This is a genomic window from Cellulomonas phragmiteti (genome assembly GCF_016862775.1).
Taxonomy (GTDB): domain Bacteria; phylum Actinomycetota; class Actinomycetes; order Actinomycetales; family Cellulomonadaceae; genus Cellulomonas; species Cellulomonas phragmiteti.
The window spans coordinates 115485-138285 of sequence record NZ_BONP01000002.1; the positions used below are offsets into that span (position 1 = coordinate 115485).

General features: G+C 76.4%; 18 protein-coding genes, 1 tRNA gene and 1 pseudogene. 9 read left to right on the plus strand and 11 right to left on the minus strand.

Annotated features, from left to right (window positions below; translation table 11 throughout):
• Positions 1-138: 138 nt before the first annotated feature.
• A complete protein-coding gene (locus Cph01nite_RS02350) occupies positions 139-411 on the plus strand; it encodes a GlsB/YeaQ/YmgE family stress response membrane protein (RefSeq protein WP_203670764.1) in 273 nt (90 codons plus the stop codon).
• A gap of 79 nt (positions 412-490) precedes the next feature.
• Here the strand turns inward: Cph01nite_RS02350 and Cph01nite_RS02355 are convergent, their stop codons facing one another.
• The 5 genes from Cph01nite_RS02355 to Cph01nite_RS02375 form a co-directional block, all read right to left on the minus strand.
• Positions 491-1870, minus strand: a complete 1380-nt coding sequence (locus tag Cph01nite_RS02355; RefSeq protein ID WP_203670765.1) for a UTP--glucose-1-phosphate uridylyltransferase — start codon at positions 1868-1870, stop codon at positions 491-493.
• 154 nt (positions 1871-2024) lie between these two features.
• Positions 2025-2097: transfer RNA gene (locus Cph01nite_RS02360), tRNA-Ala, on the minus strand.
• 112 nt (positions 2098-2209) lie between these two features.
• Positions 2210-3370: a SepX/GlpR family protein gene (locus tag Cph01nite_RS02365; RefSeq protein ID WP_203670766.1), complete on the minus strand. Its 1161-nt coding sequence runs from the start codon at positions 3368-3370 to the stop codon at positions 2210-2212.
• Positions 3371-3440: 70 nt separating this feature from the next.
• Positions 3441-4043, minus strand: coding sequence for a GNAT family N-acetyltransferase (locus tag Cph01nite_RS02370; protein ID WP_203670767.1), 603 nt, complete (start codon positions 4041-4043; stop codon positions 3441-3443).
• 54 nt (positions 4044-4097) lie between these two features.
• Positions 4098-5342, minus strand: a complete 1245-nt coding sequence (locus tag Cph01nite_RS02375; RefSeq protein ID WP_203670768.1) for a molybdopterin molybdotransferase MoeA — start codon at positions 5340-5342, stop codon at positions 4098-4100.
• Positions 5343-5464: 122 nt separating this feature from the next.
• Between Cph01nite_RS02375 and Cph01nite_RS02380 the strand changes: the two genes are divergently transcribed.
• On the plus strand, positions 5465-6133 hold the full coding sequence (locus Cph01nite_RS02380) for a 5-formyltetrahydrofolate cyclo-ligase (protein WP_203670769.1): 669 nt from the start codon (positions 5465-5467) through the stop codon (positions 6131-6133).
• A gap of 20 nt (positions 6134-6153) precedes the next feature.
• On the opposite strand, the gene Cph01nite_RS02385 is transcribed toward Cph01nite_RS02380, so the two are convergent.
• A complete protein-coding gene (locus Cph01nite_RS02385; protein ID WP_373307534.1) occupies positions 6154-8724 on the minus strand; it encodes a penicillin acylase family protein in 2571 nt (856 codons plus the stop codon).
• A 64-nt stretch (positions 8725-8788) separates the two neighbouring features.
• Here Cph01nite_RS02385 and Cph01nite_RS19300 point away from each other — a divergent pair.
• Positions 8789-9046, plus strand: a pseudogene (locus tag Cph01nite_RS19300) (FmdB family zinc ribbon protein); the annotation flags it as partial.
• A gap of 14 nt (positions 9047-9060) precedes the next feature.
• Here Cph01nite_RS19300 and Cph01nite_RS19305 read toward each other — a convergent pair.
• Entirely contained in the window at positions 9061-9294 is a 234-nt protein-coding gene (locus Cph01nite_RS19305) for a hypothetical protein (RefSeq protein WP_308439415.1), read from the minus strand.
• A gap of 74 nt (positions 9295-9368) precedes the next feature.
• Between Cph01nite_RS19305 and Cph01nite_RS02395 the strand changes: the two genes are divergently transcribed.
• Together Cph01nite_RS02395 and mscL are read left to right on the plus strand one after the other, a co-directional pair.
• A complete protein-coding gene (locus tag Cph01nite_RS02395; protein WP_203670771.1) occupies positions 9369-10076 on the plus strand; it encodes an SAF domain-containing protein in 708 nt (235 codons plus the stop codon).
• A gap of 43 nt (positions 10077-10119) precedes the next feature.
• Positions 10120-10740: a large conductance mechanosensitive channel protein MscL gene (mscL, locus tag Cph01nite_RS02400; protein ID WP_203670772.1), complete on the plus strand. Its 621-nt coding sequence runs from the start codon at positions 10120-10122 to the stop codon at positions 10738-10740.
• A 6-nt stretch (positions 10741-10746) separates the two neighbouring features.
• Here the strand turns inward: mscL and Cph01nite_RS02405 are convergent, their stop codons facing one another.
• Both Cph01nite_RS02405 and Cph01nite_RS02410 read right to left on the minus strand, forming a co-directional pair.
• Positions 10747-11058, minus strand: a complete 312-nt coding sequence (locus Cph01nite_RS02405; RefSeq protein ID WP_203670773.1) for a hypothetical protein — start codon at positions 11056-11058, stop codon at positions 10747-10749.
• A gap of 28 nt (positions 11059-11086) precedes the next feature.
• Positions 11087-15553, minus strand: a complete 4467-nt coding sequence (locus tag Cph01nite_RS02410; RefSeq protein ID WP_203670774.1) for a PDDEXK-like endonuclease domain-containing protein — start codon at positions 15551-15553, stop codon at positions 11087-11089.
• Positions 15554-15992: 439 nt separating this feature from the next.
• Here Cph01nite_RS02410 and Cph01nite_RS02415 point away from each other — a divergent pair, with 439 nt between their 5' ends.
• Genes Cph01nite_RS02415 through Cph01nite_RS02425 form a run of 3 tightly spaced genes read left to right on the plus strand, consistent with a single transcriptional unit; the run spans position 15993 to position 18684 of the window.
• Positions 15993-17285, plus strand: a complete 1293-nt coding sequence (locus Cph01nite_RS02415; protein ID WP_203670775.1) for an MFS transporter — start codon at positions 15993-15995, stop codon at positions 17283-17285.
• On the plus strand, positions 17282-18424 hold the full coding sequence (locus Cph01nite_RS02420; protein WP_203670776.1) for an SLC13 family permease: 1143 nt from the start codon (positions 17282-17284) through the stop codon (positions 18422-18424). The genes Cph01nite_RS02415 and Cph01nite_RS02420 overlap by 4 nt, the downstream gene beginning before the upstream one ends.
• A gap of 35 nt (positions 18425-18459) precedes the next feature.
• Positions 18460-18684, plus strand: a complete 225-nt coding sequence (locus tag Cph01nite_RS02425; protein WP_203670777.1) for a hypothetical protein — start codon at positions 18460-18462, stop codon at positions 18682-18684.
• Positions 18685-19076: 392 nt separating this feature from the next.
• Here the strand turns inward: Cph01nite_RS02425 and Cph01nite_RS02430 are convergent, their stop codons facing one another.
• Together Cph01nite_RS02430 and Cph01nite_RS02435 are read right to left on the minus strand one after the other, a co-directional pair.
• A complete protein-coding gene (locus Cph01nite_RS02430) occupies positions 19077-20372 on the minus strand; it encodes a helix-turn-helix domain-containing protein (RefSeq protein WP_203670778.1) in 1296 nt (431 codons plus the stop codon).
• 56 nt (positions 20373-20428) lie between these two features.
• Positions 20429-21475 (minus strand): CPBP family intramembrane glutamic endopeptidase, encoded by a 1047-nt coding sequence (locus Cph01nite_RS02435; protein ID WP_203670779.1) that lies wholly within the window; start codon positions 21473-21475, stop codon positions 20429-20431.
• Between the two features lie 70 nt (positions 21476-21545).
• Here Cph01nite_RS02435 and Cph01nite_RS02440 point away from each other — a divergent pair, with 70 nt between their 5' ends.
• Positions 21546-22736 (plus strand): TIGR04053 family radical SAM/SPASM domain-containing protein, encoded by a 1191-nt coding sequence (locus Cph01nite_RS02440; RefSeq protein ID WP_203670780.1) that lies wholly within the window; start codon positions 21546-21548, stop codon positions 22734-22736.
• The last annotated feature ends 65 nt before the right edge of the window (positions 22737-22801 follow it).

Here is a 22801-nt window from a genome sequence, read left to right on the forward strand (position 1 = left end):
ACGTCCGCAGGTGCCCGGTTCGGGCGGATCGTTCGGAACCGCGGGAGCGTCGTGCGCCGCTCTCGGGAGGCGGACCTGCCCGGACTGCCCTAGTTTCCTCACTGACCGGTCAACGGTCCTGACTTCTGAGGAGTGGACATGGGTATCGGCGGAATCATCAGCGCCATCGTGGTCGGCGCCATCATCGGCGCGCTCGGCCGTCTCGTGGTGCGCGGACGCCAGAAGATCTCGATCATCGCGACGATCCTCATCGGCATCGTCGCCGCGCTCATCGGCACGTGGATCGCCTCGCTCGTGGGGTGGGACACCACCGACGGCCCGGACGTGCTCGAGATCGTCATCCAGGTCGCGCTCGCGGCGCTGTTCGTCGCGCTCTACGCGGGGTACGCCGGCAAGGGCCGCCGCCGCTGACACGACGCCCGAGGGCCGGTACCTGGCGCACGACGCCGGGTACCGGCCCTCGGTCCGTCCGGGCCGGGGCTCGGCGACGTCAGACGTGCACGCCGGTCGCGTCGAGCGTCGCCCCGGCGGGCAGGGCTCCCCCGTCGCCGACGAGCTCGGCGTCCCCGACGACGCGCACGCCCTGCTCGAAGGTCCACGCGCCCCGCACCTTCAGGGACGTCGCGTCGCGCAGCGACGGCACGTGCGGCACGTGCGCGTCGAAGTCCCCGACCAGCGCGTAGTGCGCGGGGTCGAGGTCGACGTACGGCGCGTCGACCACCGCGACGAGCCGGTGGTCCGCGTCCTCGTCGTACACGTCGGAGCGCAGCACCAGCAGGTCGTTGGTCGTCTTGACGGGCAGGAACCGCTCGCGGCCCACCTCGAGCACGGCCGCACCGTCGAACACCTCGATGGCCGCCCCCATGGCCGACTCGATCTGCACGACCCGCGGGGACGTCTTGTCGGTCGGGTCCACGTTCTTCTCGTTGCGGATCAGGGGCAGGTCCAGGACCCCGCCGGTGCGGCCCAGCTCGGCGGCGAGGGCCTCGAGGTCGAGCCACAGGTTGTTGGTGTTGAAGTACCGGTGCGTGGCGATGTCGGCCGCGGCGTCCGCGTCCTCGGGCGCCGTCTGGGCGGACTCCCGCAGCACGATCCGCTCGTCGGACCGCCGCACGACGAGGTGCCCGCCCTTGCGGTCGGCGGGTGTGCGCCGCGCCACCTCGGCGGCGAACGGCGCGCCCGAGGCCGCGAACCAGCCGGCGACGCGCGCGTCCGGCGTTGCCCCGAGGTTGTCGGAGTTGGAGACGGACGCGTAGCGGAACCCGGCGGCCAGCAGCGCGTCGAGGACGCCCGACGCGAGCAGCGCCGTGTACAGGTCGCCGTGGCCCGGGGGGCACCACTCGAGCGTCGGGTCGGCCTCCCACGTCACGGGCGTCAGGCCGTCGACGAGGAGCTTCGGCTCGCGGTTCTGCAGGAAGTCCAGCGGGACGCCGTCGACGGCGAGTTGCGGGTGCGCGGCGAGGGCCGCGAGCGAGTCGTCGCGGGTGCGGAACGAGTTCATGAGGACCAGCGGGAGGCGGGCGCCCGTCGCGGCGCGGGCGGCGAGCACCTGGTCGGCGATGACGTCGAGGAACGTGCGGCCCCCACGCACGGGCAGCAGCGACTTGGCGCGGTCCATGCCCATCGACGTGCCGAGCCCGCCGTTGAGCTTGATGACGGCCGTGCGGGCGAGCGCGTCCGCGGCGGCCGCGGCGTCGATCTGCAGGTCGTCGAGGTGCGGGACCCCGGTCAGCGGGTCGACGTCCGCCTCCCGGACCAGCCCGGTGCTCCCCGACTCCAGGAGTCCGTAGAACCGGGTGAACACGTCGACGGCCGTGTCGGCGACGCCGGCGTCACGCATCTTCTGCTGGGCGAGCGCGAGTCCGTTCATGCGTCGACTGTAGGAGCGATCACGTCACCCGACCTGGTGAATCCGGTCACACCGGGCAGGTGCTCGACCGTTGTTCACGCTGCCGTCGAGCGCCCGACACGACGACAGGCCGGACCCTGAGCGGGTCCGGCCTGTCGTCGAACGATCCGTGCGGTGGAGCTGAGGGGATTCGAACCCCTGACCTTCTCATTGCGAACGAGACGCGCTACCAACTGCGCCACAGCCCCTTGAAGCGGGGATCACACTAGCACCACCGCGGCCCCGTCACGAAACCCGCGGCGACCCTCCGGGAGCACCCCGGTCGCACGTCGCACGGCCACCGGCGGGAGCGCGGCCCGGCTACTGCCCGGCGGCCCGCCGGCGCGCGAGCACCGCGTTGAGGTCGATGCTGCCGGTCGTCTCCACCGACGGCTCGGCGCTCGTCCGCGACGCCTCGTGGGCCGCCGCCGCGACCTCCTCCACCGTGGCCGGCGCGTCGGCCGGGCGCCGCACCGTGGACGCCTCCGCGTCGGGCTCCGCCAGCGGGGCCGGGGTGCGACGCGGCGCGGGCGCCTTCATCGCGTACGTCGGGCGCGGGACGGGCACGGGCGACCACTCGGCCTCGCGGTCCGCCGCTGCCGCGTCGGACGCGGCCTCCTGCCCGGCGCCCGTGGCCGAGGTGGGCGACGACCGCCGCACCACCGGCACCGACCCCGTCGCGTGCCGCGCCGGACCCGCGGACTCGCCGCGGTCCTCGACGATCCGCGCGAAGACCTCGGTGCGGTCGTCCGACGGTCGCACCGCATGGCCGGTGACGAGCGGCACCGGCGCCCCCGGGTCGGACGCCGTGGGCACCGCCGGCGTCGACCCGCTGCGCGGCCGCACCACGGGGGTGGCGCCGGTGCGCGGGCCCGCGGCGAGCCGCTCCTCGCGCTCGATGGTCGCGACCCACTCCGCGTCGGCGACGTGACCCGCGATCACCGCGCGGCGCCCGAGCACGACGACGGACGCGAGCAGCGCCGTCGGGACGGCGCCGAGCGCCCAGGTCGCTGCGGGCACGACGCCCGTGACGACCCAGCCGGCGACGGACGCGACGACGAGCACGGCAGCGAGGAGCCCGCGGCGGCGGGCGGCGGCGCCGCGGCGCGCGGTCGACGCCGCGCGGGCGGCGCGCGCCTGCGCCAGACGGCGCGCGGCCTCGGCGGAGATGCGCTCGGGTGTGGCGTGCGGTCGGTCCACGGTGGTGCCTCCTGTCAGCGTGCCGACGTACGCGGCCGGCACCCCCGTCCCCGGGGTCAGCAGTGCCGTCGTGCTCGGTCCCCACATCCCGGCCGCCGCGGCCCGGCGTCCCAGCCGGCGGCGCGTGCTGCTCGCCACCGCGACGACGCGCAGACCCGCGGAGAACCGGTCGTCGGCCCGAGCCTCCAGCAACCGTTGACGGTGCCGCAGGTGGTGCGGCACCAGATACGCCGCCCACAGGCCCACGAGCGCGAGCGCCACGAGGCCTGCGAGTCCATTCACGTCACGACGGTAGGGGTCGCGGCGGCCACGACGGCGCAACGGCGCGGCGTGTCGCGACGACGTCCGCCGCTCAGGCGCCGGTCCGGCGGCGGTGCCAGCGCTCCAGCATCCCCTCGGGGACGTCCTCGACCGTCAGGGCGAACGTCCGGTGGTCGCACCACCGTCCCTGGATGTGCAGGTAGCGCTCGCGCAGGCCCTCGTCCCGGAACCCGAGCTTCTCCACGACGCGCAGCGACGGGCCGTTCTCGGGGCGGATGTTGACCTCGACGCGGTGCAGCCCCAGGACGCCGAAGCAGTGGTCCGTCGCCAGCGCGACGGCCGTCGGCGTGATGCCCCGCCCCGCGACGTGCTGCGACACCCAGTACCCGACGGCGGCCGACCGCAGCGACCCGTACTGGATCGACGACACCGTCAGCTGACCCACGAGCTCACCGCCGTACTGGATCGCGAACGGCAGCGCCGACCCCTCGCGCGCCTGCGCGGACAGCGCCCGCACGAACTGCCCGAACGACGGCCGCGGGCCGCGCACGGGCTCCGGGCTCGTCGCGTCCCACGGCTCCAGCCACCCCGCGTTGCGGCCCCGCAGCGCCATCCAGGCGTCCGCGTCGCGACGGCGCAGCGGCCGCAGGCGCACGTCTCCGTCGACCAGCTCGACGGGCCACCCCACCGCCACCCTCACTCCCTCCGTCCGCGGACCCGTCCCCGCAGGCCGGCCCGTGCCACTGCGTCAGCCCTCCAGGACCAGGCAGTGCACGACCGTCCCCGGGTGCACCGACAGGTCGGCCTCGCCGACGACCGCGAGCGCGTTGGCGTGCGCGAGCGCGGTGGTCGAGGGCGCCGACGGGTCGCCGACCGGGGTCGCACGGTACCCCTCGTCGGGGGTGCCGAGCACGGTGGCGGGGACGAACTGGCGCAGCCCGGGCGGTGACACCCAGCCCTGGGTGGCCACCGCGGCGACCGACGGACGGAACAGCTCGGCGTGCCCGGCCATGGCCCGCAGCGCGGGACGCACGAACACCTCGAACGACACCTGCGCGGCGACCGGGTGCCCCTGGAGCGCGAACAGCGGGACGGTGCGTCCACCCTGCTCCGCCAGGTCCAGCCCGAGGGCGCCGACGGTCCCGAAGCCCTGCCGCGTGCCCGGCGTCATCGCCACCTGGTCCAGCCGCACGGTCCCCAGGGGGGCGAGGACGTCCTTGACCGTGTCGCGGGCGAGCTCCGAGAGCCCACCGGTGAGCACGACCAGGTCGGCCCGCACCAGCTGGTCCTCGAGCGCCTCGCGCAGCGCCGCGTGGTCGTCCGGCACCGCACCGACGCGGACGGGCGTGGCGCCCGCGTCGCGGACGGCGGCCTCCAGCGCGTGGCCGTCCACGTCGAAGACCGTCCCCGGGCGGGCGGCGGTCGTCGGCTCGACCAGCTCGTCCCCCACGGACAGCAGGACGACGCGCGGTGTCGGGTGCACGGGCAGCCGCCCGCGGCCCATGGCCGCGGCCAGCGCGACCTGCCGCGCCCCGAGCCGGGTGCCGGCGGTCAGGACGACCTCGCCGGCGCGGACGTCGTCGCCCGCGCGGCGCACGTGCTGCCCGGGCGTGGCACCTCGCTGGAACACGACGCGCGCCTGGCCCCGGTCGGTCTCCTCGACGGGCACGACGGCGTCGGCCCCCCGCGGCAGCGGCGCCCCGGACGCGACCCGGACGGCGGTGCCGGGCACGTGCCGCAGTCCGGCGGCGCTGCCCGCGTGCAGGTCGTGGGCCACGGGCAGCCCGAGACGCTGCGCACCGTCGACCACCGTGTCGTGCGCGGCGACCGCGTAGCCGTCACGGGACGCCACCGCCACCGCGGGCACGTCGACCGGCGACACGACGTCGGACGCCAGGATGCAGCCCGCCGCGTCGTGCAGGACGACGTCGAGGGGCGGCACCGGGCCCGCGGCGGCGAGCACGGCGGCGAGGTGGTCCTGGACCGATCTCATGCGCGCATTGTGCCCGCTGCACGCCCGCGCGCCGGTGCGCGCCGCGCCCCGAGGGGGTTGCCTGCCGCACCGTTCGCGGACCGACGGCGCCTGCCGACCCCACCGTTTGCGACACTGGTGCCATGAGCGCCGTCGCCCAGCCCCCTTGGCACGCCCACGAGGAGGCGACGGCCCAGCGGTCGCGACCTCGTGACACGGCCGAGGAGAAGGACCGGTTGCGGCGCCAGGTGCGGGCCCGTCGGACGCACCGGTCGGCGCGACGTCGCACCGAGGCCGCGGAGCGGCTCGCCGAGGTGGTGCTCACGATCCCCGAGGTGGCGGCGGCCGGCTGCGTGAGCGTCTACGCGTCGCGGCCGACCGAGCCGGGCACGGGTCCGCTCATCGAGGCGCTCGCCGCCCGCGGGGTGCGCCTGCTGCTGCCCGTGCTCGGGACGGGCCTGCAGCGCGACTGGGCCGAGTACACGGGCACCGACGACCTGTGCGAGCGCGCACCGGGCCGCCCGCCGGAGCCGAGCGGCGCACCGCTGGGCGCCGCCGCCCTCCTCGAGGCCGACGTGGTGCTCGTGCCCGCGCTGGCCGTCGACGCCCGCGGTGGGCGGCTCGGCCAGGGCGGCGGGTGGTACGACCGGGTGCTCGCGCACGTGCGCCCCGGTGCGCCCGTCGTCGCGCTGGTGCACGAGGACGAGGTCCTCGAGGAGGTCCCGCGCGAGCCGCACGACGTCGCGGTCACGGCGGTCGCCACGCCCGACGGCTGGCGCATGTTCGAGCGACCGGCCGCGCCCGGCGCCTGACGCCGGCGCCCGCGGACCGGTCAGTCGCCGGCGGGCACCAGCGTCTGCCGGTCCACCGCGTCCGCGCGCACCGCGGCCTCGGAGAACGGCCAGGGGAACTGCCGCCCCTGCGCCCACGCCTCGAACTGGTCGTCGTAGTGCTTGCTCGCGGGGTGCCCGGAGGTGCCGGTGAGGTTGACCCACGTCGAGGAGTCGAGGTCGCCCAGGTCGACGACCATGCGCATCGACGGCGCCGACGTCACCTCGTAGGACCCGGTCGACGCGTCCCAGCCGGTCGCGGAGACGACGGCGGACCCTCCCCCGACCTGCTGCGGGACGGAGTTCACCAGGCGGTGCAGGACGGCGGGCACACCGTCGCCGCCGAGCACCGGGTGCCGCGGTGCGGCGGTGTGGAGCAGCCCCCACGCCCAGTCGTCGGTGCGGCTGCTGATCTGCGCGGTGAGCTGCGTGCGCGCCGAGACCAGCGCCCGGGCGAGCACGTCGTCGCGCCCCTCGACGACGCCCGGGGTCGACCGGTCGTCCCACCAGGCGGACGTCGGGTTCTCGAGCATGCCGCGGATCACCTCGACCCAGCGCGAGTCACCCGTCGGCGCGTGCCCGTCCGGCAGGTCGTCGGCGAACGTCAGCTCCAGCACGGACGCCCACACCGCGGCGAAGTACATGGCGGCCGCGGAGTCGGCGTCCATCACGTGGTCCCAGTCCCGCAGGAGGTCCTGCCCGGCGCGGTCGAACGGGTCGTCCAGGTCGACCTCGAGCAGCGCGGGGACCAGCGCCTGGGCGTACGGGCTGTGCTCGTCGGTCTGCAGCTCGGCGGTGGCCGCGACGTCCAGCGGCGCACCGGAGGCGATCCGCTCGGTCAGCAGGTCGCGGATGCGCTGGCTGCGGTAGCCGTAGTCGAAGTCCTCGGCGAGGAACGGCCCGACCCCCACGGGCGTGACCGCCTGGTTGGCCGCGACGACGAACCCCTCGGCCGGGTCGAGCACGCGCGGCATGTCCGCCGGGTCGACCCAGCCCTGCCAGTCGTAGCGCGAGTCCCAGCCGGGCCGCGGCCAGGTGCCGTCGGACGGGACGGGCCCGGCCACGGCGCCGCGGACCGGGATCCGCCCGGGCGCCTGGTAGCCGATGTGGCCGTCGGTGGTCGCGAACACGATGTTCTGGGCGGGGACGTCGAAGATGGCGGCTGCGGCGGCGACGTCGTCGGCGTCCTGCGCCGTCATCATCGCGAAGACCGCGTCCCCCGTGCGCCCGGGCGTCAGCGCCGTCCACGACAGCGCGACCTCGAACCGCAGGCCGGGCGCGTCCTCGGGGACGGGGGCGCGCTTGACGTCCGGGAGGTCGATCACGTCGGAGACGATCGGCCCGTGCCGGGTGCTGCGGATCTCGAGCTCGACGTCCGCGGCACCGGCGACCTCGACGGTCTCGGTCCGCACCTCGAGCGGGATCCGCTCGCCGTCGACGACCGCCTGGCCGTCCTCGACGCGCTCGAGGAAGAAGTCCGTGACGTCGGCGCCCATGTTCGTCAGGCCCCAGGCCAGCGACCCGTTGTGGCCGATGAGGACGCCCGGCAGACCGGCGAGGGAGAAGCCGCTGGCGTCGAACGGGCACTCCGGCGACACCTCGGCGCAGCGCAGCCCGACCTGCGACCAGATCCCGGGGGCGGAGATGCCCAGGTGGGGGTCGTTCGCGAGGATGGGGCTGCCGGAGGCGGTGTGCTCGCCGGCGACGACCCAGGAGTTGGAGCCGATGCCGTCGCCGTCGCCGACGAGGTGCGGGACGGCCGCGAGCGCACGGTCCGCCGACGCGAGCGCGTCCTGCAGCGCCTCCCCGGAGAGGTCGAGCTCGGCCGCCGAGGACGTCGGGACCACGTCGGTCGCCACGCCGTCGCCGGTGACGATCGGCAGGTTGCGGTCCTGCGGGTACGGGGGGAACAGCTCCTCGACACGGGCGACGTCCTGCACGAACCGGTAGGTCATCGCGCGTGACAGCTCGCGGTCGTAGTTGGCGCGCAGGTCCCACGCCATCGCCTTGAGCCAGGCGAGCGAGTCGACGGGGTCCCACGCCTCGGGCGCCTTCTGCGGCACGCGCAGGCCCAGGACCGTGTACTCCATCGCGATGGCGCCCGGGTCGCGGTCCTCGAGGTACGCGTTCACGCCGTCGGCGTACGCCTGGAGGTACTGCCGCGTCTCGGGTGCCAGCAGGTCCCACTCCTGCTCGGCGACGCGCCGCCAGCCCAGGGTGCGGACCACCTTGTCCGCCGCGACCGCCGTCTCGTCGGCGCCGACGAGCTCGGCGAGCCGGCCCGAGGTGACGTGCCGGCGGTAGTCCATCTCGAAGAACCGGTCCTGGGCGGCCACGTAGCCCTGCGCCATGAACAGGTCGGACGACGTCGCCGCGACGATCGTGGGGACGCCACGGGCGTCGCGCGTCACCTCGACCTCGGCGCCCAGGCCGGCGAGCGTCTGGGTGCCCTGCACGTCGGGCAGCGGCCGGCGCACGACGAGGGTGCCGACGAGCGTCGTGACCAGCAGGGCGAGCACGACGACGACGGCCAGGACGACGAGCACGGCTCGCATGCGGTGACGACGGGGCACGGTCGAAAGGCTACCCGTGGGGGCGCTTGACGGTGGCGCTAGAGTTGGCACTCGGATCCTGAGAGTGCCAGCGACGGTCGGACGGACGACCCGCGGACGTGGCGCGGCCCGCACGGCCCGCAGCACCAGGAGAAGCACGAGGACCGCCGGGGACGCCCGGCGACGACGATCGGGAGTCACCTTGCCCACCTACGCCTACCGCTGCACGGCCTGCGAGCACGCCTTCGAGATCCAGCAGGCGTTCACCGAGGACTCGCTGTCGGTCTGCCCCCAGTGCGAGGGGCGGCTGCGCAAGGTGTTCTCGACCGTGGGCGTGGTGTTCAAGGGGTCGGGCTTCTACCGCAACGACGCGCGCACGGGCCGCTCGGCGTCGACGTCGACGAGCGCGGCCGGCAGCGGCGGCGACGCGGCGGCGAGCTCCTCGAGCACGTCGTCGTCCAGCACGTCGTCGTCCAGCACGTCGTCGTCCAGCACCTCCTCGTCCAGCACCTCGGGTGCGTCGACCTCGGGTGCGTCGACCTCGGGTGCGTCGACGGCAGCCTCCGCCTGACGCGAGCCGTCCCCAGGCACGGCCCACGTCGCGCGCGTCCACAGCCGCGGGCGGGCACGGCGTCGGCCGTGGCGCGGCGTCCTAGCGTCGCCCCATGGTCGCCCTGACGCCCGCACCACCGCACCGGTACGACGCCGGCGAGGACCCGCCCGCACCGCTGCCCGCCTCGCCCGGTCCGTGGCGAACCCGCCTGCGGGGCGCGCTGTGGCGGCTGCGGCTCCTGCTCGCGGCCGTGTGCCTCGGCCTGGCCGCGGCCGCCGTGGTCCACGCGGTCCGCCCGCCCGCCCCGCCGACGGTCCCGGTGGTGGTGCTCGCGCGGGACGTGCCGGCGGGCACCGCGCTGGCGCCCGGCGACCTCGTGGTGACCCAGGTCCCGCCCGGTGTCGCACCGCGGGGTGCACTCGTCCGCCAGGACGAGGCCAAGGGCCGCGTGACCGCCACCGACCTGCCCGCGGGTCTGCCGCTCGTCGCGGAGCTGCTCGCGGACGCCACCCTGGCCGGACCGCCCGGCACGGTCGTGGTCGCCGTCCGCCTGGACGACCCGGCCGTCGCGGACCTGCTCGAGCCCGGTCTGCACCTCGACCTCGTCGCCGCACGCCTCGAGGGCGGCCCCGGGCAGACCGTGGCCCGGCGGGCGCTGGTGCGCCCGGCGCCGGCCACGGACGACGCACCGGGAGGCCTGCTGGGGGCGACCTCGCCGACCGACGGGCCACCCGTGCTCGTGGCCGTCACGCCGCAGGAGGCGGTGCTGATCGCCGAGGCGTCGGTCTCGTCCCGGCTGGTCGCTGTCGTCGTGCCATGATCTGCCCCAGAACGTCGGAATCGTCACGTGACCGGGAGGACGCATGTCGGACAACAGGCGCGAGGGTCTGCGCGGCGCGGGTGACCGGCTGCGGTCGGTGGGCGAGAGCCCGCAGCTCAAGGGCATGTCGAAGGTGCTCCAGGGGTTCAAGGACTTCATCTCGCGCGGGAACGCGATCGAGCTGGCCGTCGGCGTCGTCGTCGGCGCGGCGTTCACGCAGGTCGTCAGCGCGCTGCAGGACGGGTTCATCAGTCCGCTGATCGGCTGGGTGTTCGGCAAGCCGAACCTCGAGAACGTCTGGAACATCGGGCCGTACACGTGGCGCGACCCGGGGCCGGGCGAGGACCCGATCGCCGCCATCCAGGTCGGCGTGGTCCTCAACGCGCTCCTGCAGTTCCTCATCACGGCCGCGGCGATCTACTTCCTCATCGTCGTGCCGCTCAACGCCCTCGCCGCCCGGCGCAAGAAGGGCGAGGAGGACGAGCCCGCCGCCCCGGCCGAGGACATCCTGCTGCTGCAGGAGATCCGCGACCTGCTCGCGCAGCGCCTCAGCCCGGCCATCGTCAACGACATGACGACGTGGCCGGGCGACCCCGGCCCGCCGTCGCCCCCCGGGCCGCCCGCGACCCCGCCCGGGCCGCCCAGCATCCCGCCCGGGAGCTGAGCGACCTCACCAGTGCGGCGGCTTGTCGCGCAGCAGCCGCTCGTCGTTGGACGACGTCTCCTCGCGGCCCCAGCCGCGGTCCGAGTCGTCCGCGGAGCGCGTCGCGCGCCACAGGTCGGGCAGGTCGGGTGCCGGCGCACCGGCAGGGTCGGCGGTCGACGTGCCGTCGGTCCGCGGTGCCGGGCCGGCCCCCGTCGCGCTCGCGACGGGCGCTGGCGCGACGGGCGCGGGCATCCTCGTCTCCAGCACCGCCTCGCCCGTGCCGACGGTGCCGGCCGGACGCACGGCCCGGCGCGGTCGGCGCGGCACACGGCTCATGGGGCCGATCCTCGCACCCCGCCGGCGGTCAGCTGAAGGCGCGGGTGACCGCCGCACGGACCGCGGAGTCCACCCGGTGGCTCCGCCGCGTCACGCCGAGCTCCGCCCGCAGCGCGTCGGCCAGCTGGTCGCGGGTGCGCTCGACGCCGTCGGACCGCAGCCAGCGCAGCAGGTCGTCGAGCTGGTCGTCGCTGTACGCGTTGATCGGCAGACCCGCCCGCACGTCGGGTCGCGGCAGGGTCCGCACGGGCAGGGCGAGCTGCTCGGCGGCGGGCGGGGTGTCCAGGAACGCCTCGGTCTGCGCCGACGCGTGCCCGCGGGCCGGCTCCTGCGCGCCCGGGGTCCGGTCGCCGGCAGGCATTCCCCCCGACGGTGTGGAGGATGCGACCACCGGCATGACACCCGTCGGGGTCCGCACCACGGGCACCGCACCCGTCGCGGGCCGCACCACGGGCACCGCACCCGTCGCGGGCCGCACCGCCGGCACCGCACCCGTCGCGGGCCGCACCACGGGCACCGCACCCGTCGCGGGGTGCGTGACGTAGGGCCGGACCGGCGGGCTCTCCTGGTCGTCGACGTCGACCGGCACCCGGGTGACGGGCGTCGGGACCGCCGCGGCCTCGGGGAGCCGCTCCGCGAGCGCGGCGTGCACGGCCCGCCGGATCCGATCGACCTCGGCCTGCGGGTCGAGGAACGCGGCCGCGGACCAGACGCGCACCACCGACCACCCGAGGCGCTCGAGCCGGTCACCCACGAGCCGGTCGCGCACGCGCACGCTCGGCTCGCCGACGTACGCGTCGTCGTCGGTCAGCACCGCCACGAGCATCTCGTCCGGCAGGTCGGGGTGGCCCACCACCAAGGGGATGTGCGCACCCCCAGGCACCCCGTGGTCGACGTCCACGACCAGGCCGTGCCGCCACAGCCGCTCGGCGAGGTCGAGGACGAGCCGGTCGGGGTCGGTGCCCGCGGTGGGCCGCTCGGCCGTGCCGTGCCCGGCGCTGTGGGTCCCCCGCTCGGCGGCGAACCGCAGGACGTCGGCCAGCAGCCGGGGGCCGGGCCCGCGCAGCCGGTCGGGGTCGAGGTCGTCCCCGCCGAAGCACGCGACGACGGTCAGCCGGTGCCGCGTCGAGCCGAGGGCGTCGAGCAGCAGCGCCTCCCCGCCGGGCCCGCTGACCGGACCGAACGTGTGCAGCACGCGCCGGTGCGGCGTGCGCCCGAGGCCGACCGACAGGATGACGGCGTCGCGCCGCAGCCCACCGACGTTCGCGACGTCGACGACCACGAACGGGTCGGCGCGGCCGGCGTCGAAGAACGCCGCCAGCGCGGGGTTGTCGCGGACCTCGGCCAGGACGGTGTCGCGCACGGCGTCGGCGTGGCGGGGGGTGAGCGTGACGACGGCCAGCGACTCGTCGGGGTGCTGCAGCACGTGCTCGACGACCAGCTCGAGGACCTTCTCCACCTCGGCGGACGTCGAGTCGACCATGCTGGTGGCCGGGTCGGGCATCCCGGTGCCGTCGACCGTCTCCAGCGTGACGAGCGGGCGCGAGTCGGGCAGCGGCGTCGGCACGAGCACGCCCTCGTAGCCGTGCTCCGCGAGGAACCGCGTGAGGTAGGGGTCGCGGCGCGACGCGTCGGCGTGCAGCGCGACGGCCGGCAGGACGGCGGCCAGCTCGCGCACCGCGCTGCCCGACGCGCAGCGGGCGTCCCCCACGACGACGACCTGCCGCCCGCGGGCGATGGCGGGCAGCGCGGCCTCGACCGGCAGGTGCGCGGCCGCGTCGACCACGACGAGGTCGACGGTGCGGGTCGCGGGCAGGACCTGCGAGACCAGCATGGGCCCGGCGACGAGGACGGGGCGCAGCCGCCGCGCGAGGTCGGGGTACCGCGAGACGGTGTCCCGCAGCGACGTCATGCGCTCCTCGACGAGCTCGCCGAACAGCCCCTCGGCCTGGTCCCGGTGCGCGCGCACCGTCGCGGCGATGCGCCCGAGCGCCGCGGCGAGCACGGGTGCGGTGCGGCTGACGACGTGCCGGCGGTCGAGCGCGGCGTACCGCGCGGACAGCTCGCCGAGCGCGGCGCCGTCGTACCCGGCGAGCGCCGGGTCGGCGGCCAGGACGTGCTCGAACACGGTGCTCCACCACGCGAGGTCGAGCTCGGCCGGCGCCTGGGCGGGGTCGGCCCGGCGCGCGGCGAGGTCGTCGACGAGGTCGCCGAGGCCGGCGGCACGCAGTCCGTGCAGCAGCTGGGTGCGCTCCGGCAGCGCGTCGAGGGCGGCCGCCCCCGAGCGCAGCCGGGTGAGCCGCTCGCGCAGCTCGTCGAAGGGCGTGGTGGCCAGCTGCCCGCCCAGGGGCGTCGTCGCGAGGACCTCGGCGACCCCCTCGACGTCCTGCCGCACCGCGGCGTGCTCGTCCTCGATGACCTCGAGGCTCTCGGGCAACCGCGGCCAGCCGCCGGCCGGGCAGTGCGCCTGCCAGACCTCGCGGCGCTCCTGCACCTCGATGAGCGCGCCGTGCAGGTCGGCGACCGGTCGGCCGGGGCGCAGCATGTCCTTTGCCTGCTTGCGCAGGCGGCGTCGCACCCAGAACCCCATGGGGACGCCGTGCTCCTCGCGCCACTGCTTCGTGGCCGTCGCGGCGACGAGGTCGGCGGCGGTGCGCTCGAAGACCAGGGGCTGGAACACGTCGAGCGAGGCGCGCACGCCGTCGAGCATGCGCAGCTGCTCGGCCCACTGGTCGAGGGTGGTCGCACGCGTCAGCCCGGTCTCCCCGGCCACCTGCGCGACGCGCTCGACGAGCAGCGGCAGCGTCACGTCGAGCAGCCGGTCGAGCCGGCGCCGCACGACCTGCGCGTCGGCGCTCGTGCGCAGGTCGGCGCCGTACCAGGGGGTGTCCTGCGGTCGCAGCGAGAACGCCCCGAGCTCACCGGCGCGCACGAGGTCGCGCGCGAGGCGGGTGCGCCGCTCCGGGTCCAGGGCGTGGGCGACGTCCGGGCTCAGGCGGACCGTGGTCGCGGGGGTGGGCCGGGTCGCGGTCAGGCGCGCGAGCTCCTGCAGGGCGTCGTACGCGGACACGCCCCACGGCTCCCGGGTCTCGTGCAGCGCGTCGACGTACCCGCGCAGCCGCTCACGGTGCTCGACGAGCGGCACCCGCACCGCCTGCACCGCCTCGGTGTCGACGACCGGCGGCTCGAGCGTCATCGCCCCGAGCAGCCGCCGGGCGGCGGCGCTGCGCCAGCCCGCGTGCGGCTCGACGTCGAGGACGATCTCCCCCAGGCCCAGCCGACGCAGCCGCTCCACGAGGGACACCGCCGCCCGCCGGTGGCCCGGGACGTACAGCACGGTGCGACCCTCGGCGGCGGCGTCGGCGACGATCGCGGCCAGCGTGCCCGTGACGTCGGACCCGGTCGGGGCGTCGACGAAGACGTCGCACCCCGTGGCGACGACGTCGAGCACGTGCTGCTGCGCGGGGTCGAGGTCACCCACCCCCCGCTCGAGCGCCGGGTCCCGGTCGCCCGCGACCGGCGCGGGGAGCGGGACCTGCAGCGCCTGCCGGGCGTCGTCGAGGCCGGCGAGGGCGCGCACGACGTCGTGGCGCTCGAGCGTCCCGGCGAGCTGGTCGAGGTCGTCGACGATGACCTGGCCCGGGTGCACGAACGTGCCGACGACGACCCGCTCCACGAGCGAGAAGTCCTCGAGCACGGCCTCGCCGAGCGACGCCAGCCGCTGCAGGGCGCCGCGCGGGTCGAAGCCCGCGCCGGTGAAGGTGCCGCGGGCGACGGCGGCGGGGTCGAGCAGCGCGCCGTGGCCGCGCAGGGCACGCGCCAGGACGGGGTTGACCTCGATGGACGGCTCGAGCTCGAGCTCGTAGTCGCCCTCGCCGCTGCCGTGCGCGCGCAGGCCGACGGGGCGCAGCAGCACCGGTGCGCGGACGGTCCGCACGGCGGCGTCCTGCCCGTCGGCGCCCGGGGTGCGACCGGCGGGGCGCGGGTGCCGCGTGACGTGCGCGAGCGCACCGACGTCGTCCGACGCGAGGTCCGCGCTGGACCGGTCGGTCCACGTCGCGACGCCGATGGCCAGGGACGTCGAGGCGATGCCGTAGCGCTGGGTGTACCCGGCGGCGCGCGCGCTGACCGCCCGGGCGCGGCGCCGGGCGCTGGACAGCGCGCCGGGCTCCCGCACGAGGTTCGACAGCCGCGTGGGGCGACCCGCGAACAGCTGCGCCATCCCCGACGGGTGGGCGGACGACAGGTCGAGGGCGGCGTCACCGAGCTGGTCGACGTCGGCCAGGGTCGAGGCGCCGGCGGCCTCCACGAGCGCGGCGCGCCACGTCGTGACGGCGCCGTCGAGGACCTCGGCGGGCGACGGGGGCTCGACGAGCGCCACGGGGGGCGCGTCCGCCGCGTCGGTCCGCTCGGCCGTGGCGACGTCACCCGGTGCCGGCGGCGTGGCGCCGGGCGAGGTGGTCCCCGTGGCAGGGGTGCGCGCAGGAGCGGTCATCTTGGCACGGTAACCGCGCGGCAGGCCGTTCGCCGGGCGGCCACGCCGTGCCCGTCCGGGTTGCGTCGGGTCGGGACCCGCACGTCCGGGTCCGCGGGCCGTCGGGGCTCGCGAGGCCGCGCACCCGGGCGCGCGGCGGGCGCGCGGACGGTGCCCGGAACGACCGACGGGACGGGCCGCTGGGGCCCGTCCCGTCGGATCGGAAGCTGAGACGGTGCGCACCGCGCAGGGGGCAGGCGATACGCACCGTCGGGTTCAACTATGCGTCATCGCCGGGTGTTGGTCAACTGTCCAGGCGAGCGGGACGAGGTGAAACCTGGTCGGCCGTCCGACAGCCCCGCGGACGCGCCCCGCACCCGCCGTGCGTCCCGCCGCCGGCGTCGGGCGCCGCTCCGGGGCCCGCCTACGCTGAGCGAGGACGACGGGACGGAGGGACGCGATGCGTGGGCGCAGCAGCGCCGGCGTGGTGTGGGGGGCGGCTGCACTCACCTACCTCGTCGCCGTCGTGCACCGCACGGCGCTCGGCGTCGCGGGCGTCGAGGCCATCGACCGCTTCGACCTCGCCGCCACCGGGCTGGCGATGTTCTCGGTGCTCCAGCTCACCGTCTACGCGGTCCTGCAGATCCCCGCCGGGCAGCTGCTCGACAGGTTCGGCCCCCGCGTGCTCATCGCCACCGGCTCGGGTGTCATGGCGGCGGGCCAGGGCCTGCTCGCCCTGGCGGACGACGTCCCGCTGGCCCTCGCCGCCCGGGTCCTCATCGGCGCCGGCGACGCGGCCATCTTCATCAGCGCGTGCCGGCTCATCGCCGAGCGGTTCCCCGCCCGGCAGGTCCCGGTGATGGTCCAGGTGACCGGGCTCGTGGGCCAGTCCGGGCAGATCGTGTCCGCGCTCGTCGTGGCGTGGGTGCTGCACACCCGCGGGTGGGGCGTCACCTTCGGGGCCCTCGCCGCGCTGGGGGTGGCCGTGACCGTCGCCGCGGCGCTGGGGCTCGGTCCGCGAGCGCCCCGTCCCGTCGAGCGCGCCGCACGCGAGCGGTTCGTGCACGCGGTGCGCGCCGCCGCGCTGCCGGCGGGCACCCGCCTGGGGTTCTGGTCGCACTTCGTCACCCCGTTCTCGTTCAACGTGGTGGGCATGCTGTGGGGCGTGCCGTTCTTCGTCACCGCGCAGGGACGCACGCCCACCGAGGCGGGCGTGCTGCTCACCGCGATGACGCTGTCCGCGATGACGACGGGCCCGCTCGTCGGCCGGTGGACCTCCCGCCACCCGCTGCGGCGGTCGTGGGTGGTGCTCGCGTCGGCGGCCGCGACGCTCGTCGCCTGGGTGTGGCTGCTCGCGCCCTCCACCCCCCGGCCGTTCACCCAGCTCGTCGTGTTCGCCGTCGTCATCGGCGCCGGCGGCCCCGTCTCGCTCGTCGGCATCGACTACGCCCGCACGTTCTCGGCCACCGACCGTCTCGGCACGGCCACCGGGTTCGTCAACACCGGGGGGTTCGTCTCGACCATCGTCGGCGTGCTCGCGGTGGGCGTGGTGCTCGAGCTCGTCTCCCCGCCCGGCGCCGCGGTGTACTCCCTGGACGCGTACCGGCTCGCCTTCGCCGTGCTGCTCCTGCCCTGGGTCGTCGGCGTCGTCGGCGTCCTGCACAGCCGGCGCCGCACGCGCGCGGCGCTCAGCGCGGCCGGGACCCCGGTGCCCCCGCTGCGCGAGGTGGTGCGCCGGCGGCGCACGCCGTGACCCGCACCCTGCCGATCGGGGCGGCGCTGCTGGCCGCGGGCCTGCTGGCGCTGCTCACCGGCGTGCTGCCGGCCGCCGCGGCGCTCGCCCTCGTCGACCGCGTCTGGCCGGTGCTCACCTTCGTCGTGGCGATCACCGTCGTCACCGAGCTGGCCGCCGGCGCCGGCCTGTTCGGGGCCGTCGGGGCCGTCGTCGCCCGCCGCGCCCGCGGCCGCACGCCGCTGCTGTGGGCCGGGGTCGTCGCGCTGGCGGTCACGTGCACCGTGTTCCTGTCCCTGGACACCACGGCCGTCCTGCTGACGCCCGTGGTGCTGTCGGTGGCCGCGCACGCCCGGCTCGACCCGCGACCGTTCGCCCTGGTCACCGTGTGGCTCGCCAACACCGGGTCCCTGCTGCTGCCCGTCTCCAACCTCACGAACCTGCTCGCGACGCACCACGTCGGAGGGGTCCGGGAGTTCGTCGCGCTCACGTGGGCGCCGGCGCTGGCCTGCGTCGTGGTGCCCGTGGCCGTCGTCGCCGTCCTGCACCGCCGGCGGCTGCGCGGCACGTTCGAGGTCGACGAGCCGACGCCGGCGACGGACCCGGTCCTGCTGCGGTGGAGCGCCGGGGTGGTGGCCCTGCTCCTGGTCGCGCTGGTCAGCGGCGCCCCGGTGTGGGCACCCGCGTCCGCAGCGGCCGTCGTGCTGCTCGCCGTGACGGCCCGCCGGCGGCCCGGCACGCTCACGGCCGGGCTGGTGCCGTGGCCGCTCCTGGTGTTCGCCTCCGGCCTCTTCCTGGCCGCGGAGGCCGTGCAGGAGGCCGGCCTGCGCGCGGTCCTCGAGCAGGACCTCACCGGACGCGGCCCGTGGACGCTCGCCGCCGCGGGGCTGCTCGGCGCGAACCTCGTCAACAACCTGCCCGCGTACCTCGTGCTCGAGCCCGCCGCGGCCCACGACCCGCGGCTGCTGGTCGCGCTGCTCGTCGGGGTCAACGCGGGGCCGCTGATCACCCCGTGGGCGTCGCTCGCGACCCTGCTGTGGCACCGGGCGCTGGTCCGCGCGGGGGTGGACGTGCCGTGGGGCCGCTACGCGCTGCTCGGCCTGGTCGTCGCTCCGCTGACCGTGGCCGCCGGCGTCGGCGCGCTGGTGGTCGCGACCTGAGCCCCGGCCCCGGCCGGGCGGGGTAGGTTCGGTCGATGGACCCGGTGGATCCCGCGCTCGCCGGCGTGCGCGCCTACCTCAGCCACCTCGACGGCTGCGAGGTCGTCGTGCGCACGCTGTCCGGCGGCGAGTACGTCGGGCCGCTGTCGTGCCTGCTGTCCGGCAACGTGGTCTTCGTCGGGCCGTCCGGCGCTGCTCCGTGCATCCGCATCGACGCCGTCGAGTCGGTCCTGCTGCTCCGTGGTGAGCCGGGCCGGTAGTCGCGCACCGGCCCGCCGCGCCCGCCGCGGCGCCGGACCGGGGCCACCGCGGGGCCCGGTCCGACGACCGCGAACAGGCGGCGCATCGTGAGAACGCTCCCTCTCAGTGGGCCTTGCAGCAGGGAGCCGCGACCACGGAGGGGGCGGCGGATGCGCTGGTGGTACCGACGAAACCGGCGAGGGCGACGACGACGGCAACGGCGGCAACGGTGAGCTTGTTCATGATGGGACCCCTTCGGGACGGTGTGTCGGACTCTCCGACACACCGGCATGGTCCCCAGGGGGATGTCGTGACCGCAATGACTAACGCAAGTCCGGGGTAGACGCGCCCGGGTCGGACGTCACCCGGGCGTGTCGTCCGGGTGACGTCGGCGTGGTCCTGCGGCCGACGATCAGGGGTGGGTCGTGCCCACCCCGGCGGCGTCGAGGGCACGGCGGTACGCCTCGGCCACCCGCGCCCGGTCGTCGCCCGCGGCACGCAGCCGGTCGCCCAGACGACGCCAGGCGACGGCGCCCGTGCGCCCGGCGGGCAGGAGGTCCAGACGGTCCTGGACCTGGCGGTAGGCCTTGAGCGCGGCGGTGCGCTCGCCGGCGGCCAGCAGCACGTCGCCGAGGACCTCGTGCGCGGCGGCGGCGTCGCGCCGCTCGCCCGCCGAGAGCATCTCGGCGGCGCGGGCCGCGTGCACCAGCGCGGGCCGGTTCTGCCCGAGCAGCAGCAGGGCGCGTGCCCGGATGGTGGCCGCACGCGCGAGCTCGACGTGCGACTCGCCGACCTCCAGGGCGGTGCCCGCCGCGTCGAGCTCGGCGAGCGCCTCGCGCGGACGCGCGGGGGTGACCTGGAGCAGCAGCTGCGCGAGGTCGAGCCGCAGCCGCGGCACGTCGCGCTCGGCCTCCTCGCCACCGGCGATCGCCAGCGCCGCGCGCAGGTGCGCCAGCGCGTCGTCGGCGTCGCCGAACGCGTCGTCGACGAACGCCAGGTTCCAGTGCACCGACCACACGGCGCGGGCGGAGCCGTGCACGAGCGCGCGGGCGAGCAGGTCCGCGCCGCGGACGCGCGCGTACGTCACGTCGCCCCGCGCGACGTACGCCCACACGAGCGTCGACTCGAGACGGAAGACCTCGTCGGTCCCCGCCGCGGACGTGGCGAGCACCCGCAGGTGGTCCTCACCGGCGTGGACGGCCCCGTGCAGGTCCCCCGCCTCGGTGAGGGCCATGACCAGACGCGTGGCGGCGTAGGCGGCTCGCTGGGGCCGGTGTCCGTCGACGAGGCGGCGCGTGGTGTCGGCCAGGACGTGCGCGGACGCCTCGAGGTCGCCGGCGAGGTCCAGCGCCTCGGCGTGGGCGAGCAGGACGCGGGCGCTCTGGTCGACGTCGAGGGAGTCGAGCTCGACGGTGGCGAGCTCGGCCACGGCCTCGCTCGCCCGCCCGGCGCGCACGAGCTGGCGCGCACGCACGACCGACGCCTCGGACGCCTGGTACGCGGGCGAGCGGTCGCCCTGCTCGAGGTACGTCGACGTCACCCCGAGGGCGCGGGCCAGTCGCTCGAGGGCGCCGTCGCCCGGGCCCCGGACACCGCGCTCGAGGTGCGAGACGTAGCTGGGGTGCATCATCGCCGCGCGGGCGAGATCGGCCTGCGACAGGCCGGAGCGCTCACGGGCGTCGCGGATACGTTCACTGACAGGGTGCACGCCCTCACGATAGGGACCCGTCCGGCCGCACGGAAGAGGGGCGGCCTGTACTCCTGTCACGAAGGCGGTGACGGAACCGGCACGACCGGCCCGCCCGGACCCGCGGGGAGCGCGCCGGCGGTCCCGGGCGGCGCGCCCGCCGACGCGCCGTCCGAGACTCCGGCGGGCGGCGGGACGGGCGGGTCCACCACCCGGACCCGGGCCACCCGCGAGCGCCGGACCAGCACCTCGACCAGTGCGACGTACACCAGCGTCGACGCCGTCGAGACCGCCAGGGCCACCGGCGGGATGTCGACGACGTCGAGGTCCACGAGGCTCACGGACCCCAGGCCGAACACGACGACGTTGTTGACGACGTGCGCCGCGGCCGCCGCCTCAAGACCACCCGTCCGCCACACCAACCACCCCATCGCGATCGCCCAGACGGCGGTGTCGACCATGGCCAGCCCCACGTAGGTGTGCCCCGCGACGAACAGCGGGACCGGCAGCAGGATCGCGAACGCGGGGTGCCGCAGCCACGCGCCCAGCGTCTGCACGAGGTAGCCGCGGAACACCACCTCCTCGGCCACGCACTGCGCGGGCACGAGCAGCAGCACCAGCCCGACGAACACCCACGTCGTGCCGTCCGGGCGGGGCTGCCACGGTGTGCCCGCGGCGGCGGCGAGCGCGGCGTCGGCCCCCTGCACGACGAGGGCGAGCACCGCCGACAGGGCCAGGCAGCGTGCCGCCCACCCCCAGCGCACCCGTCCCGTCACGGAGGCGAGCAGGCCGACGGGTCGCGCACCGAGCAGCCGGGCGGCCACGAGGACGGCCGGCAGCATCGCGATGATGCTCAGCATCGCGAGCGTGAACACGAACGGGTCGCGCAGGTCCGTCACGTCCAGCGCGCCGAGCCGCTCGAGACCGCCGGGCCCCGACGTGAGCGACGCGACCGTCAGGACGACCACGCCCGCGCCGAGGAGGGCGACGTACAGGGCACCCGCCAGCAGGCCGACGAGCAGCGGCCGCCACCACCGGGCACCCGGGCGGGTCCGCGCGAGGCGGTGGTAGGCGTAGGTGCCGGGCACCTGGTCCGGGTCGACGACGACGTGCGTGCTGCTCACCGCACCATCCTCGCCCGTCCAGGGACGCTCGTCCCGAGGGTCGGGCCGCGGGCGGGTGTCGAATGCGGCCATGCGCCCGCACGGCCCCGTCGTCCGCACCGTCCGCCACGACCCGGCCGACCGGCCGCTCCTCGTCATCTGGGAGGCGACGCGCGCGTGCGCGCTCTCGTGCGTGCACTGCCGCGCCGAGGCGCAGCCGCTGCGGCACCCCGACGAGCTGGACACCGCCGAGGCGACCGACCTGCTCCACCAGGTCGCCGCCTTCGGCAGGCCCGCGCCGATCGTCGTCATCACGGGCGGCGACTGCTTCGAGCGGGAGGACCTCACCGAGCTGGTCCGGCGCGGGCGGGCGCTGGGCCTGGCGGTCGCCGTGTCCCCGTCCGGCACGGCCCGGCTGGACCGCGCGGCGCTGGTGGGCCTGCAGGAGGCCGGCGTGACGGCCATGTCGCTGTCGCTCGACGGGGCGACGGCCGCGGTGCACGACGGGTTCCGGCGCGTGCCCGGGACGTTCGACCGCACGCTCGAGGCGTGGGCCACGGCCCGCGAGCTGGGCTTGAAGGTGCAGGTCAACTCGACGATGTCGAGCCGCACGGTGCACGAGCTCCCGGACCTCGCGGCGCTGGTGCGGGCGCGGGGCGCGATGACGTGGAGCGCGTTCATGCTCGTCCCGATGGGGCGCGGCACGGACCTCGGGACGCTGACGCCGGCCCAGGCCGAGGACGTCATGAACTACCTCTACGACCTCGGCCCGCACGTGCCGGTCAAGACGACCGAGGGCCACCACTTCCGCCGCGTGTCCCTGCAGCGCGCCGTGCTGGCCGCGCGCGGGGTGGACCACGTGACCGCCCTCGGCCTGGGCGACCTGTACGCCGAGCTCACGGCGCGCACCGCCGCGTTCGGCTGGGGCGACGGCGGCCGCACCCGCCGCCCGCCGGTCAACGTCAACGCCGGCTACGGCTTCGTCTTCGTGTCGCACGTCGGCACGGTCCACCCGTCGGGGTTCCTGCCCGTCGCGGCCGGCGACGTGCGCACCCGGCCGCTGACGGAGATCTACCGCACGTCGGAGCTGTTCACGGGCCTGCGGGACCCCGACCGGCTCACCGGCCGGTGCGGCGCGTGCGAGTTCGGCCGCGTCTGCGGGGGGTCGCGCTCGCGGGCCTACGCGGCCGGAGGCGACCCGTACGGCCCGGACCCGCTGTGCGGGTACGAGCCCGGCACGTTCCCCTACCCGCAGGACGTCGCGGAGCTGCTGACGGCGTGAGCGACGCCCGGTCGTCGTCCCCGCGACCGGCGTCGCGGCCCGCGGGGTCGTCCGTGCGACCGATC